Consider the following 14,445-nt stretch of genomic DNA (forward strand, 5'->3'; position numbering starts at 1 on the left):
CAAACCGGCGCGCCGTCAGCGCGCCTCGGCCGCCAGCCGCACACCCAGCCCCACCAGCACCACACCCGACAGCTGGTCCAGCCGCCGCCGCACCGCGGGGCGCCCCAGCGCCCGCCGCGCCGCCGCGACCGTCCACACCACCGCCGTGTACCAGACCAGGTCGATCAGCGCCCACAGCACCGAGAACCCGATGAGCACCGCCGCCACCGGCCACCCCTCCGGCACGAACTGCGGCAGGAACGACACCGCGAACACCCCCGCCTTCGGATTGGCGAAGTTCGTCACCAGCCCCAGCCGGAACCACCGCCACCCCGCCGCCCCGCGACCGGCATCCGCCCCGTCCACGGTGTCCCCAGTGTCCCCAGTGTCCCCAGTGTCAGCGGTGTCAGCGGTGTCAGCGGTGGGGCGGCTACCGCGCCGCGCCTGCCACAGCGCCCGCACCCCGAACCACACCAGCACCACCGCGCCCGCGATCCGCAGCCCCTCGTACGCCAGCCGCGACGCCGCCAGCAGCGCCGACAGCCCCACCGCCGCCGCCACGCCCCACGCCAGCACGCCCGCCTCGTTGCCCAGCGCCGTCACCACGCCCGCGCGCCGCCCCGACCGCATCGACGCACGCATGATCACCACCGTCGACGGGCCCGGGACCATCGCGATCAGCACCGCCGCGCCCGCGAACGCGACCAGACTCTCCAGCATCCCCCCATGCTGACCGGCCTCCGCACCCGCCCGCAACGCCCTTCACCGGCCCGCAGACCCCTACCGCAGCCCCCTACTGCGGGGACCTAGAGCGGGGCGCCGTCGTCACCGCCCGTCCCCGACGGCGACGGAGACGGCGTCCCCGGAGACGAGGGCGGCTGCGACGGGGACGGTGTCGGCGACGTCGGCGACGGCGTCGGCGACCGTGACGGCTGCTGGAACGTCGGCGTCGGCTCCGGCGGCGGAGGCGGCGGCTCCTCCGCCGTCGGCTGGCACGCGAACAGCAACCCCATCAGCAGCGCCAGCACCGCCAGCACCGCCGCCAACGCCAGCACCGCCGCCACCAGATTCCGCTCCGGCGGACGCTCCCCCACCGGCCCGGGAACCCCCACCGGCCGCGGCCGCTCCAACGCCGGCTCCCCCGACCCCAGCCAGTACGGCTGGAACTGCGGCCCGCGCCGCCGACCGCCCCACCAGGCCCGCCCCGACCCCTGGAACACCACCGGCTCCAGAAACCGCTCCGCACCCGCACGATCCGACTCGTACAGCGTCGCCACCCACGGCGCCGGACCATCCGGCTGCGCCGCCACCACCGGCGCCGCCCCGCCCGCGTCCCCCACCGGACGCCCCGGACCCGGCACCGCCGCGTTGATCGCGGCACGGAACCGGTCCCGCGCCGCCGCATCCCCGGCGGCCCCCTGGTTCAGCACCGCCACGCTCGCGCGCCGCCCCTCACCGTCCACCCCCAGGAACACGATCCCGGCGGCGGACTCCGACAAACGCGCCGACAAACGGAACGGCCCCAGCTGAGCGGGATCCCCCGGCGGCAACGGCCTCGACATGGCCGCAACACTAACAACCACGCCCTACCATCAGGGCCAGGACGGCCCCACCCCCGCACACCGGGCACACCGGACCCTCAACCGATCACCGGCGACGCGCACGTATCCCGAACGAACGGGTACAAGTGATCGCGTAGGGTCGAAACGCGTCACCTGGCACACCAGAACGGGGCTACCGAGGGACAGTGAGGGACACCCACATGACCATCGCCGCCACCGACGTCGACGAGGCCGCGGCACTCCTGCAGAACACCCTCGCCGAGGTCAAGAAGGTCATCGTCGGCCAGGAACACATGGTCGAACGCATGATCGTCGCGCTCCTCGCCCGCGGCCACTGCCTCATCGAAGGCGTCCCCGGCGTCGCCAAGACCCTCGCCGTCGGCACCCTCGCCCAAGTCGTCGGCGGCACCTTCGCCCGCCTCCAGTTCACCCCCGACCTCGTCCCCTCCGACATCGTCGGAACCCGGATCTACCACCCCTCCACCGAGCAGTTCGACGTCGAACTCGGCCCCGTCTTCGTCAACTTCGTCCTCGCCGACGAGATCAACCGCGCCCCCGCCAAAGTCCAGTCCGCCCTCCTGGAGGTCATGGCCGAACGCCAGGTCTCCCTCGGCGGCAACACCTACCCCCTCCCCAACCCCTTCATCGTCCTCGCCACCCAGAACCCCATCGAATCCGAAGGCGTCTACCCCCTCCCCGAAGCCCAGCGCGACCGCTTCCTCATGAAGATCGACGTCCACCACCCCGCCGCCCACGAGGAACTCCAGATCCTCCAGCGGATGAGCGTCGACCCGCCCGAGGCCGCCCAGATCCTCGACACCGCGGGCCTCGCCGGCCTCCAACGCGCCGCCGAAGAGGTCTCCGTCCACGAACTCATCGCCGACTACATCGTCCGCCTCGTCATGGCCACCCGCGAACCCGACCAGTACCGCCTCCCCGACCTGCGCGGCGTCATCGACATCGGCGCCAGCCCCCGCGCCACCCTCGGCCTCGCCTCCGCCGCCCGCGCCCTCGCCCTCATCTCCGGACGCGACTACGTCCTGCCCGACGACGTCCGCGCCGTCGCCCGCGACGTCATGTCCCACCGCCTCGTCCTCACCTTCGACGCCCTCGCCGACGGCGTCGACACCGCCGAGGTCATCGCCCAGATCCTCGCCGCCGTCCCCCCGCCCCGCGTCGTGTGGAACCACGGAGCGGCGGCGGTGACCACCGCATGAACCCCCGCCCCACCACCACCCGCCGCCGGCGCAGCGGCAAACTCGCCCACCTCGCCCCCGAACGCACCCTGCGCCGCCTCGAACTCCAGGTCACCCGCCGCCTCGACGGCCTCCTCAACGGCGAACACCTCGGCCTCCTGCCCGGCCCCGGCACCGAACTCGCCGAAGCCCGCCTCTACCAGCCCGGCGAAGACGACGTCCGCCACATGGACTGGGCCGTCACCGCCCGCACCACCACCCCCCACGTCCGCGACCTCATCGCCGACCACGAACTCGAAGCCTGGATCCTCGCCGACCTCACCCCCAGCATGGACTTCGGCACCGACACCATGATCAAACGCGACCTCGCCGTCGCCGCCCTCGCCGCCATCGGCTTCCTCACCCTCCGCCTCGGCGACCGCGCCGGCGCCTACCTCCTGCACCCCGACGGCATGCGACGCTGGCCCGCCCGCACCGGCAAAGCCGCCCTCTACGCCCTCCTCCAAGCCGCCCTCGACGCCCGATCCGTCGACGACGCCACCCCCGGCAGCGGCTCCGCCCGCACCGCCACCACCACCCCGCCCCGCGACCTCGCCACCGCCATCACCGCCCTCGACCGCGGCCAGACCCGCCGCGGCCTGCGCGTCGTCATCTCCGACTTCCTCCACCCCGACGGCGCCGACACCAGCCCCGACGGACCCCACGGCCAACCCGCCTGGGAACGCCCCCTGCGCCGCCTCACCGCCCGCCACCAGGTCCTCGCCATCGAGATCATCGACCCCCGCGAACTCGACCTCCCCGACGTCGGCCTCGTCGAGATGACCGACCCCGAGACCGGAACCGTCCACGAGATCGTCCTCAGCCGCCGCGTCCGCGAACAATACGCCGCAGCGGCCGCCGCCCAGCGCGAGCACACCCGCGCCGCCCTCCGCCGCAGCGGAGCCCACCACCTCATCCTGCGCACCGACCGCGACTGGATCGCCGACATCGCCCGCTTCGCCCTCCGCCAGCGCCGCGCCGCCGGCCGGCCTTTCACCACAGCGGGAGTGCGCCCATGACCTTCCTGTCACCCGAACGCCTCTGGATCCTCGGCCTCCTGCCGCTCCTCGCCGCCGCCTACACGCTGCTGCAACTCCGCCGCCGCAGCTACGCCGTCCGCTTCACCAACCTCGCCCTGCTCTCCCAGGTCGCCCCCAAACGACCCGGCTGGCGCCGCCATGTCGCCGCCACCCTCTTCCTCATCATGATCGCCCTCATGATGATCGGGTTCGCCCGCCCCGCCAGCTCCGTCAAGGTCCCCCGCGACCGCGCCACCATCATGGTCGCCGTCGACGTCTCCCTGTCCATGATGGCCAGGGACGTCACCCCCAGCCGCCTCGACGCCGCCAAGACCGCCGCCAAGAACTTCATCGACGAACTCCCCGGACGCTTCAACGTCGGCGTCGTCGCCTTCGCCGGCAACGCCAACCTCGTCGCCGCCCCCTCAGCCGACCGCGACGCCGCCGTCGCCTCCCTCGACCAGCTCGCCCTCGCCAAGCGCACCGCCATCGGCGAAGCCGTCTTCACCTCCCTGCAGGCCGTCCGCTCCTTCGACGCCGAAGCCCGCCAGGACCCCCCACCCGCCCACATCGTCCTGCTCTCCGACGGCGACAACACCACCGGACGCTCCGTCCAGGAGGCCGTCGACGCCGCCCGCACCGCACAGATCCCCGTCTCCACCATCGCCTTCGGCACCCCCTACGGCACCGTCGACATCGAAGGCGAGACCACAAGCGTCTCGGTCAACAAGGAGACCCTCAAGACCCTCGCCGAAAGCACCCAGGGCAAGGCCTACGAGGCCGCCGACGGCGGACAGCTCCGCGAGGTCTACCGCAACATCGGCACCTCCCTCGGCTTCAAGACCGAGCACCGCGACGTCGCCGCCCGCTACATCGGCATCGCGCTGTTGTTCGCCCTCGCCGCAGGCGGCACCTCCCTCGCCTGGTTCTCCCGCCTCCCCTGACACCCGCACGCTCAGGACGGGCACGCTCAGGACAGGCACTCCAGCGCCGCGCGCACGTACGCCTCCGACCGGTCCGAACCGATCACACCCGGCGCCATCCGGTTCATCATGTACGCGATCGTCGTCCGCGACTCCAGATCCATGATGATCAGCGAACCGCCCCAGCCGCCCCAGTAGCACACCCGCCCCCGCGGCACGTACGGCACCGTCTCGGTCTCCGGAAGCGCGTACCCGACCCCGAACCGCAACGGGACGCCCAGCACCAGATCGACCCCATGGCTCTGCTCGTCGAAGACGGCCTCCAGCCCGCCCGCCGACAGCAGCCGCACCCCGTCCACCGTCCCGCCCAGCGACACCGCCGACAGGATCCGCGCCACCGACCGCGCGTTCCCATGCCCGTTCAGCGCCCCCAGCTCCGCGCGCCGCCACGCCCCGGTGTTGGCCGCCTCCGGATCGGGCACCGGCCCCGTGAACACCTTGAACGCCACGCTCCCCTCCTCCGGAGCGCCCCCCTCGGGCGGCGGCGGGACGACCGGCGCGATCCGCCCCCAGTCGCCCTCCACCGCCCCCACCTGGAAGTCCGCGCCCAGCGGACCGGCGATCTCCGCCGCCACGAACTCCCGCAACGACCTGCCCGACACCCGCCGCACCAGCTCCCCCACCAGATGGCCCTGGTTCTGCGCGTGGTACCCCGACGCCGTGCCCGGCTCCCACCACGGCGCCTGCGCGGCCAGCCGCGCCGTCGCGGCGTCCCGGTCGTACATGTCCGCAAGCCGGAACGGCGCCTCCCAGCCCGCCACACCCGAGGTGTGCCCGAGGACGTGGCGGACCTCGACGCGCTCCTTGCCGTTCTCGGCGAACTCCGGCCAGTACTTCGCCACCGGCGCGTACAGGTCCAGCAGCCCCCGATCGGCCAGCATCAGCGCGGCGAGGTTGGTCACCGTCTTGGTCGTCGACCACACGTTGGTGATGGTGTCCCTTGTCCACGGGGTCCGGCGCCCCGTGTCGCACCACCCGCCCCAGATGTCGACCAGGGTGCGCCCCTCGACGTCGACGACGAGGCTCGCCCCGAGCTCCTCACCCGAATCCAGCCGCTGCGCGAACACGTCCCGCACCTGCTCCAGCGCGGCGTCGACCTTTCCCTGCACCTCGACCACGGGGGGCTCCTCCCTGCGCTGAACGCAACGTTGGGATATCATCGCTGCATCATGCAACATTTATGGGTCTGTGTTGCAGTTTGGCATCCCCTCCCCACCGGTGCAACCCTGGCGGCACGGCCGAACACACGGACGGCGGCGAAGGAGTCTGCACGGTGACCGAACGACCAGGCACCACGGCCACCGGCGGCACCGCCCTGCAGCGCGCGCTCGGCCAAGGCCCTGCCCGCCGCCGGCCCACCGTCCTGGACGCGTTCGCGGCCGCCCGCCGGCGGTTCGCCGCGGGCGGGCGCATCGAAATGCAGAGCCTCGCCGACGAAGTCGGCGTCAACCGCGTCACCCTCTACCGGTGGGTCGGCTCACGCGAGCAGCTCATCACCGAGATCCTGTGGTCCGCCACGCAGAAGAGCTTCGAGGCCTACCGCGGGCAGATCGCCGACGGCCCCCGCGCGGCGGCCGCGCTCACCATGTTCGTCCGCGACGTCAACGACCACAGCGGCATGCAGCGCCTCCTGCACGACGAGCCGGAACTCGCGCTCACCCTGCTGACCAGCGCGTCCGGCGAGTACGAGTGCCGCTACCTCGCCCTGGTCCGCGACCTCATCGCCGAAGACCGCGCGGCCGGGCTGATGTCGGACGAGGTGCCGCTGGACGATCTCGCCTACGCGGCGGTGCGCATCACCGAGTCGTACATACATACACGCGTCATCACCGGCGAAGAGCCCGACGCCGAACGGGCCGGAGCCGTCCTGCGCGCCCTCCTGCGCTGACTCCGCATCGGGCCGCCGCCGCTGGTACGGTCGGCGGACGTGGGGGAACACTACTTCGTCGAACGCCCGGACGCCGCGAGCCACCGCCGCACCGTCGACCTCGTCCTGCCCGACATGCACCTGCGGCTGACCACCGACAGCGGCATGTTCTCCCCCGAGCGCGTCGACCCCGGCACCCGCGTCCTGCTGGAGACCGTCCCCGATCCCCCCGCCACCGGCGACCTCCTCGACCTCGGCTGCGGGTACGGCCCCATCGCCCTCACCATGGCCAAGCGTTCGCCCCAGGCGAGGGTTCTGGGAGTGGATGTGAATCGGCGTGCGTTGGACGCCGCTGAGGGGAATGCCAAAACCGCCGGCCTTGACAATGTAAGGTTCAGCTTGGCGGACAGCGCCGACCCCGCGCTGCGCTTCGCCGCGATCTGGTCCAACCCCCCGATCCGCATCGGCAAGGCCGCCCTGCACGACCTCCTCCTCTCCTGGCTCCCCCGCCTCACCCCCGGCGGCCTCGCCCACCTCGTCGTCCAGAAGCACCTCGGCTCCGACTCCCTCCAGCGGTGGCTCGGCGGCCAGGGCTTCCCCACCGAGCGGATCGCCTCCCGGTCCGCCTACCGCGTCCTGCGCGTCGCACCCCGCACGGAAGGCCCCACCCGATGACCACCCCCGACCCCGCGCAGGGACGCCGCCAGCTGCGCCCCACCGACGTCAAGCGCCTCAACCGCGACTGGCGCCGCCGCACCGGCGCCCGCCTCGGCCTGCTCGTCGAATCGGTCACCCAGCCGTTCAACATCGGCTCGATCGTCCGCAGCGCCGCCGTCTTCGGCGTCGAGCACCTCTGGCTCGCCGGCAACGCCACGCCCCCAACCCAGCGCAACGTCGCCAAGACCGCCCTCGGCACCGAACGGCTCGTCCCCTGGGAACACGCCGGCACCCCCGCCGAGGCCGCCGCCGCCGTCCGCAAGGAAGGCCTGCGCCTCATCGCCGTCGAGCTCACCGCCGACGCCGTCCCCCTCCACGAGGCCCCCCTCGACGGCGACGTCTGCCTGGCCGTCGGCGGCGAGGACCACGGCTGCTCCCCCGCCCTGCTCGCCGCCGCCGACGCCGTCACCTACATCCCGCAGATCGGGCGCGTCGGCTCCCTCAACGTCGCCGTCGCCACCGCCATCGCCCTCGCCGAGGCCCGCCGCCGCGAGTGGAGCGCCTGACCCCACTGCACCCGCGCCCCCTTCACAAATGGGTGCCGCCACCCATGGCCGGAAGCGTCCCCTTCGCCCATGGTGGAGGTTCGCCATGCCCTGTCCCCGAAGGCCGAAGGGAGCCCACAGCGATGACGGTCAACAGCGCGGTCAACGGTGCGCCCGGCGGGTACCCGCCCGGCGGAGCGGCGGCCCGGCGGGCACGCGACCTGCTGGAGCGGGAGCGCCGCACCCGCGTCGCGCAGCTGGCCGTCCTGGAGCACCGGCGGGGGCCCGAACCCGACGAGGGCGCCCACGCCCGCCGCGACACCCTCCAGGACGCCCTGCGGGAGATCGACGCCGCCCTCACCCGCCTCGCCGACGGCGCCTACGGCCGCTGCGAGGACTGCGGCGGCACCGTCCCCGAAGGCCGCCTGGAGATCATCCCCTACGCGCGCCGCTGCGTCGGCTGCCAGCAGCGGCGACGCTGACCGCCATGCCCGCCGCGGAACCGAGCGCCGGCCTCGACCTCGGCAGCAGCCGCGTCCGCGCGGTCCTGCCCGCCCTGGACATGATCATCGACCGTCCCGCCACCACCGCCGGCCGCCTCCAGGCCGCCGGCGGGGACGTCCGGACGGCCGCCGCGCGCCCCATCGAGCACGGCATGGTCACCGACGCCCGGGCCTGCACCCGCCTCACCCGGCTCGTCCTGCTGGAGGCCGGCCCCGGCCTCGCCCTGCGGCAGATCCTGCTCGCGGTGCCCTCCGCCGCGAGCAGGGTCCAGCTCGGCCGCGCGACCGGCGCCGTCCGCGCGGCCGCCGGCTGCCCCGTCCGGACCCTGGAGGCCCCGCTCGCCGCCGCCGTGGGCGCCGGGATCGGCCTCGGCGACCCGCGCCCCCGCCTCGTCGTGGACATCGGCGCCGGCATCGTCGAGACAGCCGTCGTCATCAGGGGCCGCGTCCACTCCGTCCGGTCCATCCAGTACCTGCCCGAACACCGGCCCGGCCACCCCCTGCCCCGGCTGCCCGAGCACGTCCGCGCGCGGCTCACCGCATGCGTCCGGCACCTTCTGGACGACCTGCCCGCACCGCTGCGGCGCGCCGCCCGCGACGGCGGGCTCGTGCTCACCGGCGGCGGCGCCCGGCTGCCGTCCCTGCCCGGACGCCTCACCGCCGAGATGGGGCTCACCGTCACCATCGCCCGCGACCCGGCCCGCGCCACCGTCCGCGGCCTCGCCCACGCCTGCCGCGCCCCGGACGCCTGGCGCCTCACCGACACCTGACCCGCCCGCGCCGCCGCGCGCTATGATCATCCCGTGCAGTTCCTCATATTTGCGTAGGACGCCCCCGCCGTCGCACATGTGACGGCGGCCTCCGGCATCCCCGCAGTCCGCCCCCTCCGGGCCCCTTCTGAGGAACTCCCCCGTGACATCGTCGTCGTACGCGGCCGTCCTGCGCACACCCCACGCATCCCGCACCTTCGCGCTCGCCTTTCTCGGACGCCTGTCCTACGGGACGGTCTTCCTGTCCCTGACCCTGGCGCTCACCGCCTCCACCGGCTCCTACGCCCAGGCGGGCGCGCTCGTGGCCCTGGAGGGCCTCACCGTCTCCGTCCTGTCGCCGGTGCGCGCCGCGCTCATCGACCGGCACGGGCCGCGCCGCGCCCTCCCCCCGATGACCGCCGCCTACGCCCTCGTCCTCACCGCCTTCGCGGCCCTCACCTGGCGCCCGGGAGCGCCCCTCGCGCTGCTCGCCGTGCTGGCCGTGGCCGCCGGTGTCACCGCTCCCCCGGTCGGCGTGGTGATGCGGACGCTGTGGAGCGGCCTGCTGCCGGCCGGCCCGCTCCTGCGCCGGGCCTACAGCCTCGACACCGTCTCCGAGGAGCTGGTGTTCGTCGCCGGGCCGCTCCTGGCGGGGCTGCTGGCGGCGGCCGCCGCGCCGTCCCTCGGGATCCTGGTCAGCGCCGTCCTGATCGCCGCCGGCACCGCCGGCATGGTCACCTCACCGGCCGCGGGCCCGCGGCCGGCACCGCGGCCGGTGACACCGCGCCGGGGGCCGCGCACCCGGATCTTCCCGGCCGCCCCGGCGGTGGCCGCGGCGGCGACCGGCGTCGTCCTCGGCTCGACCGGGCTGCTCGCCATCGCCTTCACCGAGCGCCACCACCAGCCCGGCGCCGTCGCGTGGGTCGAGGCCGCGGTCGCCGCCGGGAGCACCCTCGGCGGCCTGGGCTACGGCGCCCTCGGCCTTCCCGCCCCCGGGCGGGCCCGCCTCGCCGTCCTCCTCGTCCCGCTTGGGCTCACCCTCGCCGCCGCGGGCCTGGCGCCGTCCACCGCGGCCCTGGCCGCCCTGGCGTGCGCCGCCGGGCTGTTCGTCGGCCCGGCCCTGACCACCGCCTACCTCCTGGCGGACGAGGCGGCGCCGCCGGGCGCCCGCACCCGTGCCATGGCCTGGGTGAACACCGCGCTCAACCTCGGCGCCGCGGGCGGGACCGCGGCCACCGGAGCGGCCCTGGACACCTTCCCGCTGCCGGCGTGCTACGTCCTCGCCGCGGCCCCCGCCCTCCTCGCCCCGGCGCTCCTGCTCGCGTTGCCGAAACGGCAACACGATTCGCGGAAACCGGCCGGTGCGGCGCACGATCAGGGCATGGACGACACCACCACCCACCAGGAGTACTGGGACGGCCGATACTCCGAGCACCACCACCTGTGGAGCGGCGACCCCAACGCCGTCCTCGTCGAAGAGGTCACCGGGCTGGAGCCCGGCACCGCCCTGGACCTCGGCTGCGGCGAGGGCGCCGACGCGATCTGGCTGGCGCGGCGGGGCTGGCGCGTCACCGCCGCCGACATCTCCGGCGTCGCGCTCGAACGCGCCGCCCGCCACGCCGCCGAGGCCGGCGTCGCCGACCGCGTCGACTGGCAGCGGCACGACCTCGCCGTGTCCTTCCCCGAGGGGACCTACGACCTGGTCTCGGCGCAGTTCCTGCACTCCCCCGCCGACATGCCGCGCGAGGAGATCCTGCGGTCGGCCGCCGCGGCCGTCGCGCCCGGCGGGGTCCTGCTCATCGTCGGCCACGCAGGTCCCCCGCCCTGGGACTCCGACGCCCACGGCGGCGTGCACCTGCCGACGCCGGAGGAGGTCAGGCTGTCCCTGCGGCTCCCGGACGGCGGATGGGAGGTCCTGCGAAGCGGCGAGCACGAGCGCGTCCAGACCGCGCCGGACGGGCGCACCATGACCCGCACCGACAACGCCCTCAAACTACGGCGCCGGACAGGCTGACCGGCCGGGCCGCCGATGTCACCGGGACGCGGTCCGCTCCATCAGCTCGGCGAACTCCTCCAGGGAGATCCTGCCGTCCCGGTTGGCGTCGGCGGCCACGACCACCTCCACGGCGCGGGTGTCGGTGACGTCCTGCCCGAGCCTGGTCATGAGGTTCTTCAGCTCGTCGGTCGAGATGTAGCCGTCGCCGTCCACGTCCACCAGCTCGAACGTCGCCCGGTACTCGTCCACGTCCGCCATGCGCGTGCTCCTTCGTTGATCGATTGCGGCGCCGACGCTAGCACTGGGCCTTCACCGCCCGTGGCCTTTACACAGTAAGGTCAACCTGGGGCGCAAGGTCCGCCATAATCGGTCGGGTGCGGCGCTCGTACGAATTCCTCGACCATCCCGGCCCGATCCCCTTCGCCCACCGCGGCGGCGCCGGGCGCCCGGAGAACTCCATGGCCGCGTTCCAGCGCGCCCTCGACCTCGGCTACCGCTACCTGGAGACCGACGCGCACGCCACCGCCGACGGCGTGGTCGTCGCCTTCCACGACCGCACCCTGGACCGCGTCACCGACCGCACCGGCGCCATCGCCCGGCTCCCCTTCACCGAGGTCCAGAAGGCCCGCATCGACGGCGCCGAGCCCATCCCCCGCCTGGAGGACGTCCTCGGCTCCTTCCCGGACGCCCGCGTCAACATCGACCTCAAGGACGCCCCCGTCATCGGCCCGCTCGCCGAGACGCTCCACCGCACCAACGCCTGGCACCGGGTGTGCATCACGTCGTTCTCCACCCGCCGGCTGGCGCAGATGCGCGCCCGCCTCCCGATGTTCACCGACCGCGAGGTGTGCATGGCGCTCGGCCCGCGCGGGCTGATGGCGCTGCGCGCCAAGTCCTACGGCGGGCCCGCCGCCAAGCTCGTCCGCCTCGCCGCCACCGGCGTCGCCTGCGCCCAGGTGCCCTACGGCCTCGGGCCCGTCCCCTTCGTCACCGCCGCGTTCGTCGACCACGCCCACCGGCTCGGCCTGCAGGTCCACGCCTGGACGGTCAACGACCCCGCCGCCATGGAGCGCCTGCTCGACCTCGGCATCGACGGCATCATGACCGACGAGCTGATCACCCTGCGCCGCATCATGTCCGCCCGCGGCCTCTGGCCCGGCCCCGCCGGCGCGTCCTGACCCGGCGCGCCTCCCGCCCGCGGCGGGCGACGCTCAGGGCCTGAAGCCGGGCGGGCGGTACTCGGCCGCGACGCGCATCGGCCGCGCGGGCTGCTGCGGCCGCTCGGCGGGCCGGGACGGCTGCCCCGGCGGAACCGTCCCGCCGACCTGCAGGTCGAGGCGCTGGGACCGGATCGTCTCCAGGAGCTCCAGGTCCTCCGGGGAGACCAGGGCGGCCATCACCCGGCCGCGCCGCGTCAGCTTCACGGGCTCGCCGGTGTAGGCGACCCGGTTCACCAGGTCCGCGAACTGGGCACGTGCTTCGGTTACCGGAACATCCACGTGATTCATCGTATAGCGAAATACCCGATCTTCCTCTGGCCGCCCGCGTCCCACGGGTCTAGAGTCCCTCCGTACGTAGCGTACGAAATGTACAGATGATCAAGGAGGAGCACGGTGAGCGTCGAACCGAGGCGGGAAGACGGCGGCCGGAGGCCGGAGACGTTCGCCGGCAGGTCGCGGGCCAGCGTGACGGAGATGCCGCGCCTCGCGGACGCGCAGCTGTACGAGCGGCTCCTGGCGCAGCGGATCGTGTTCCTCGGCACCGAGATCGACGACCGGACCGCCAACCAGATCAACGCCCAGCTCCTGCTGCTCGCCGCCCAGGACGCCCGGCGCGACATCACCATCTACATCAACTCCCCCGGCGGGGTCGTGGACGCCGGGATGGCGATCTACGACATGATGCAGTTCGTCCCGAACGACATATCCACCGTCGCGATGGGCATGGCCGCGTCCATGGGACAGACGCTGCTGTGCGCCGGGACGCGGGGCAAGCGGTACGCGCTCCGGCATGCGCGGGTGATGATGCACCAGCCGCACGGCGGCATCGGCGGCACCGCCTCCGACATCAAGATCCAGGCCGAGCAGTCCCTCTACCTCAAGCGGACCCTGGCCGAGCGCACCGCGTTCCACACCGGGCAGCCGCTGGAGCAGATCGAGGCCGACGGCGACCGGGACGCGTGGTTCACGGCGGAGGAGGCGCGCCACTACGGTTTCGTCGACCATGTCATCGACAGCACCGACCGGGTGGGCACATGACACGCGCGGAAAGGCGCTCCCTCGTCCCCCAGTTCGAGGAGCGGACGAACTACGGGCGCAAGGACACCGACCCCTACAGCAAGCTGTTCGAAGAACGGATCGTCTTCCTCGGGGCGCCGGTCGACGACATCAGCGCCAACGACGTCACGGCGCAGATGCTGGCGCTGGAGGGGATGGACCCCGACCGGCCCATCTCCCTCTACATCAACTCGCCGGGCGGGTCGCTGACCTCGATGCTGGCGATCTGCGACACCATGCGCTACGTCCGGCCGGAGGTCGAGACGACCTGCGTCGGGCGGGCCGGGTCGGCCGCGGCGGTCCTGCTGGCCGCCGGCTCCCCCGGACGGCGCCAGGCGCTGCGCGGCGCCCGGATCCTGCTGCACGAGCCCGCGATCGAGGTGTCCCGCGGCTACACCACCGACCTGGACATCCAGGCGCGGGAGGTGCTGCGGCTGCGCGCGCAGACCGAGGCGATCCTGGCCGAGGCGACCGGGCGGACGCCCGAGACCGTCCGGCACGACCTGGACCGCGAGCGGTACTTCACCGCCGAGGAGGCCAAGGACTACGGGCTGATCGACGCGGTGCTCACGTCCCGTAACTAGCGGGGCGCCGCGGGACTGTGCGGCACGGCCGGAAACGGCAGGGTTGGATCACGCCGGGCGCGGGAATCTTGTCACGGTATTCAGCGTTGGTCAGGGCAAGACCGCAAGCCGTCTGGGAGGCACGTGACGATGGCCGAGCGCGCACTTCGCGGCACCCGACTCGGAGCGACGAGCTACGAGAACGATCGCAACACCGATCTGGCCCCTCGGCAAGAGGTGGACTACACCTGCACGAAGGGCCACCGGTTCACCGTGACGCTCGCAGCCGAGGCCGAGGTGCCGATGACCTGGGAATGCCGCAACTGCGGCGCCACGGCCCTGCGAGTGGATGGGGAGCTGCCGCAGGCCAAGAAGGGCAAGCCGCCGCGGACCCACTGGGACATGCTCATGGAGCGCAGGACCCTGGAAGACCTTGAGGAGGTTCTGGCCGAGCGCCTGGAGATCCTGCGGGCGGGGCGCAGGAAGTCCGCTTGAGGGGCTGAGAGGTTTC

18 protein-coding genes are annotated in these 14,445 nt (G+C 73.6%); 13 read left to right on the forward strand and 5 right to left on the reverse strand.

Going from position 1 to position 14,445, the window contains the following annotated elements; all coding sequences use genetic code 11:
* Positions 1-15 precede the first annotated feature (15 nt).
* The gene (locus K8Z49_RS06190; protein WP_412517816.1) at positions 16-699 is read right to left on the reverse strand and encodes a LysE family translocator; all 684 of its coding nucleotides are present in this window, start codon (positions 697-699) and stop codon (positions 16-18) included.
* A gap of 86 nt (positions 700-785) precedes the next feature.
* Complete coding sequence (locus K8Z49_RS06195; RefSeq protein ID WP_412517817.1) at positions 786-1,541, reverse strand: hypothetical protein; 756 nt, start codon at positions 1,539-1,541, stop codon at positions 786-788.
* Between the two features lie 200 nt (positions 1,542-1,741).
* Between K8Z49_RS06195 and K8Z49_RS06200 the strand changes: the two genes are divergently transcribed.
* Genes K8Z49_RS06200 through K8Z49_RS06210 form a run of 3 tightly spaced genes read left to right on the forward strand, consistent with a single transcriptional unit; the run spans position 1,742 to position 4,739 of the window.
* A complete protein-coding gene (locus K8Z49_RS06200) occupies positions 1,742-2,758 on the forward strand; it encodes an AAA family ATPase (RefSeq protein WP_021597733.1) in 1,017 nt (338 codons plus the stop codon).
* A complete protein-coding gene (locus tag K8Z49_RS06205; protein WP_412517818.1) occupies positions 2,755-3,795 on the forward strand; it encodes a DUF58 domain-containing protein in 1,041 nt (346 codons plus the stop codon). Before K8Z49_RS06200 ends, K8Z49_RS06205 begins: the two co-directional genes overlap by 4 nt.
* On the forward strand, positions 3,792-4,739 hold the full coding sequence (locus K8Z49_RS06210) for a VWA domain-containing protein (protein WP_021597735.1): 948 nt from the start codon (positions 3,792-3,794) through the stop codon (positions 4,737-4,739). The genes K8Z49_RS06205 and K8Z49_RS06210 overlap by 4 nt, the downstream gene beginning before the upstream one ends.
* 26 nt (positions 4,740-4,765) lie before the next feature.
* Here the strand turns inward: K8Z49_RS06210 and K8Z49_RS06215 are convergent, their stop codons facing one another.
* On the reverse strand, positions 4,766-5,896 hold the full coding sequence (locus tag K8Z49_RS06215) for a serine hydrolase domain-containing protein (protein WP_412517819.1): 1,131 nt from the start codon (positions 5,894-5,896) through the stop codon (positions 4,766-4,768).
* A 155-nt stretch (positions 5,897-6,051) separates the two neighbouring features.
* Between K8Z49_RS06215 and K8Z49_RS06220 the strand changes: the two genes are divergently transcribed.
* The 6 genes from K8Z49_RS06220 to K8Z49_RS06245 all read left to right on the forward strand — a co-directional run bounded on the left by K8Z49_RS06220 (position 6,052) and on the right by K8Z49_RS06245 (position 11,113).
* A complete protein-coding gene (locus K8Z49_RS06220; RefSeq protein ID WP_021597737.1) occupies positions 6,052-6,666 on the forward strand; it encodes a QsdR family transcriptional regulator in 615 nt (204 codons plus the stop codon).
* A gap of 39 nt (positions 6,667-6,705) precedes the next feature.
* A complete protein-coding gene (locus K8Z49_RS06225) occupies positions 6,706-7,320 on the forward strand; it encodes a class I SAM-dependent methyltransferase (protein WP_244938569.1) in 615 nt (204 codons plus the stop codon).
* The gene (locus K8Z49_RS06230; protein ID WP_021597739.1) at positions 7,317-7,868 is read left to right on the forward strand and encodes a TrmH family RNA methyltransferase; all 552 of its coding nucleotides are present in this window, start codon (positions 7,317-7,319) and stop codon (positions 7,866-7,868) included. Before K8Z49_RS06225 ends, K8Z49_RS06230 begins: the two co-directional genes overlap by 4 nt.
* 122 nt (positions 7,869-7,990) lie before the next feature.
* Positions 7,991-8,329: a TraR/DksA family transcriptional regulator gene (locus tag K8Z49_RS06235; protein WP_412517820.1), complete on the forward strand. Its 339-nt coding sequence runs from the start codon at positions 7,991-7,993 to the stop codon at positions 8,327-8,329.
* Between the two features lie 5 nt (positions 8,330-8,334).
* Positions 8,335-9,120, forward strand: coding sequence for a rod shape-determining protein (locus K8Z49_RS06240; protein ID WP_412517821.1), 786 nt, complete (start codon positions 8,335-8,337; stop codon positions 9,118-9,120).
* Positions 9,121-9,262: 142 nt separating this feature from the next.
* Positions 9,263-11,113: an MFS transporter gene (locus tag K8Z49_RS06245; RefSeq protein ID WP_412517822.1), complete on the forward strand. Its 1,851-nt coding sequence runs from the start codon at positions 9,263-9,265 to the stop codon at positions 11,111-11,113.
* Between the two features lie 18 nt (positions 11,114-11,131).
* Here K8Z49_RS06245 and K8Z49_RS06250 read toward each other — a convergent pair whose 3' ends face one another.
* The gene (locus K8Z49_RS06250) at positions 11,132-11,353 is read right to left on the reverse strand and encodes an EF-hand domain-containing protein (protein WP_021599497.1); all 222 of its coding nucleotides are present in this window, start codon (positions 11,351-11,353) and stop codon (positions 11,132-11,134) included.
* Between the two features lie 116 nt (positions 11,354-11,469).
* Here K8Z49_RS06250 and K8Z49_RS06255 point away from each other — a divergent pair, with 116 nt between their 5' ends.
* Positions 11,470-12,273: a glycerophosphodiester phosphodiesterase gene (locus K8Z49_RS06255; RefSeq protein WP_111831132.1), complete on the forward strand. Its 804-nt coding sequence runs from the start codon at positions 11,470-11,472 to the stop codon at positions 12,271-12,273.
* 33 nt (positions 12,274-12,306) lie between these two features.
* On the opposite strand, the gene K8Z49_RS06260 is transcribed toward K8Z49_RS06255, so the two are convergent.
* Positions 12,307-12,594, reverse strand: coding sequence for a type II toxin-antitoxin system Phd/YefM family antitoxin (locus K8Z49_RS06260; RefSeq protein ID WP_021599495.1), 288 nt, complete (start codon positions 12,592-12,594; stop codon positions 12,307-12,309).
* Between the two features lie 195 nt (positions 12,595-12,789).
* Between K8Z49_RS06260 and K8Z49_RS06265 the strand changes: the two genes are divergently transcribed.
* The 3 genes from K8Z49_RS06265 to K8Z49_RS06275 all read left to right on the forward strand — a co-directional run bounded on the left by K8Z49_RS06265 (position 12,790) and on the right by K8Z49_RS06275 (position 14,429).
* A complete protein-coding gene (locus K8Z49_RS06265; protein ID WP_111831148.1) occupies positions 12,790-13,353 on the forward strand; it encodes a ClpP family protease in 564 nt (187 codons plus the stop codon).
* The gene (locus K8Z49_RS06270) at positions 13,350-13,955 is read left to right on the forward strand and encodes an ATP-dependent Clp protease proteolytic subunit (protein ID WP_412517823.1); all 606 of its coding nucleotides are present in this window, start codon (positions 13,350-13,352) and stop codon (positions 13,953-13,955) included. Before K8Z49_RS06265 ends, K8Z49_RS06270 begins: the two co-directional genes overlap by 4 nt.
* 129 nt (positions 13,956-14,084) lie before the next feature.
* The gene (locus tag K8Z49_RS06275; protein ID WP_024936496.1) at positions 14,085-14,429 is read left to right on the forward strand and encodes an RNA polymerase-binding protein RbpA; all 345 of its coding nucleotides are present in this window, start codon (positions 14,085-14,087) and stop codon (positions 14,427-14,429) included.
* The last annotated feature ends 16 nt before the right edge of the window (positions 14,430-14,445 follow it).

This window comes from Actinomadura madurae, assembly GCF_047130825.1.
In the GTDB taxonomy this organism is placed as follows: Bacteria; Actinomycetota; Actinomycetes; order Streptosporangiales; family Streptosporangiaceae; genus Spirillospora; species Spirillospora madurae.

Excerpts from the sequence above, each read along its gene's own strand:
- K8Z49_RS06265 (WP_111831148.1), top strand. The coding sequence starts at position 12,790 with ATGCCGCGCCTCGCGGACGCGCAGCTGTACGAGCGGCTCCTGGCGCAG.
- K8Z49_RS06275 (WP_024936496.1), top strand. The coding sequence starts at position 14,085 with ATGGCCGAGCGCGCACTTCGCGGCACCCGACTCGGAGCGACGAGCTAC.
- K8Z49_RS06195 (WP_412517817.1), bottom strand. The coding sequence starts at position 1,541 with ATGTCGAGGCCGTTGCCGCCGGGGGATCCCGCTCAGCTGGGGCCGTTC.
- K8Z49_RS06270 (WP_412517823.1), top strand. The coding sequence starts at position 13,350 with ATGACACGCGCGGAAAGGCGCTCCCTCGTCCCCCAGTTCGAGGAGCGG.
- K8Z49_RS06230 (WP_021597739.1), top strand. The coding sequence starts at position 7,317 with ATGACCACCCCCGACCCCGCGCAGGGACGCCGCCAGCTGCGCCCCACC.
- K8Z49_RS06240 (WP_412517821.1), top strand. The coding sequence starts at position 8,335 with ATGCCCGCCGCGGAACCGAGCGCCGGCCTCGACCTCGGCAGCAGCCGC.
- K8Z49_RS06205 (WP_412517818.1), top strand. The coding sequence starts at position 2,755 with ATGAACCCCCGCCCCACCACCACCCGCCGCCGGCGCAGCGGCAAACTC.
- K8Z49_RS06210 (WP_021597735.1), top strand. The coding sequence starts at position 3,792 with ATGACCTTCCTGTCACCCGAACGCCTCTGGATCCTCGGCCTCCTGCCG.
- K8Z49_RS06200 (WP_021597733.1), top strand. The coding sequence starts at position 1,742 with ATGACCATCGCCGCCACCGACGTCGACGAGGCCGCGGCACTCCTGCAG.
- K8Z49_RS06235 (WP_412517820.1), top strand. The coding sequence starts at position 7,991 with ATGACGGTCAACAGCGCGGTCAACGGTGCGCCCGGCGGGTACCCGCCC.
- K8Z49_RS06250 (WP_021599497.1), bottom strand. The coding sequence starts at position 11,353 with ATGGCGGACGTGGACGAGTACCGGGCGACGTTCGAGCTGGTGGACGTG.
- K8Z49_RS06190 (WP_412517816.1), bottom strand. The coding sequence starts at position 699 with ATGCTGGAGAGTCTGGTCGCGTTCGCGGGCGCGGCGGTGCTGATCGCG.